Genomic DNA, 479 nt, shown 5'->3' on the forward strand with positions numbered 1-479 from the left:
GTTGTCACCTACAAGGAAGATAAGTCCTACAATATGACGCGTATGGAAGTGCGGAGCCGAGTAGGAGATTCTCACCTTGGGCATGTCTTTACGGATGGTCCACAGGACAAGGGCGGCTTACGTTACTGTATCAATAGCCTCTCTATCCGCTTTATTCCCAAAGACCAAATGGAAGAAAAAGGCTACGCTTATTTACTAGATTATGTTGATTAATACTCTTCGAAAATCTCTTCAAACCACGTCAGCGTCGCCTTACCGTATGTAGGGTTACTGACTTCGTCAGTTTTATCTACAACCTCAAAGCTATACTTTGAGCTGACTTCGTCAGTTTTATTTACAACCTCAAAGCTATACTTTGAGAAACCTGTGGCTATCTTCCTAGTTTACTTTTTGATTTTTATTGAGTATAAGAGGTCTTTCCTAAGCAGTTAGAGGAGAATTTTGCTATACTGATACTAGTAAGTGACAAAGGAGAGAAG

Annotated in this window: 1 protein-coding gene; it reads left to right on the plus strand. The window is 40.5% G+C overall.

Going from position 1 to position 479, the window contains the following annotated elements; translation table 11 throughout:
- The coding region (locus ACTD9P_RS29755) for a peptide-methionine (R)-S-oxide reductase (RefSeq protein ID WP_438870436.1) at window positions 1–213 on the plus strand (213 nt) is incomplete at its 5' end.
- Window positions 214–479 lie beyond the last annotated feature (266 nt).

Origin of the sequence: Pseudomonas onubensis, from assembly GCF_965653655.1 — a bacterium.
Taxonomy (GTDB): domain Bacteria; phylum Pseudomonadota; class Gammaproteobacteria; order Pseudomonadales; family Pseudomonadaceae; genus Aquipseudomonas.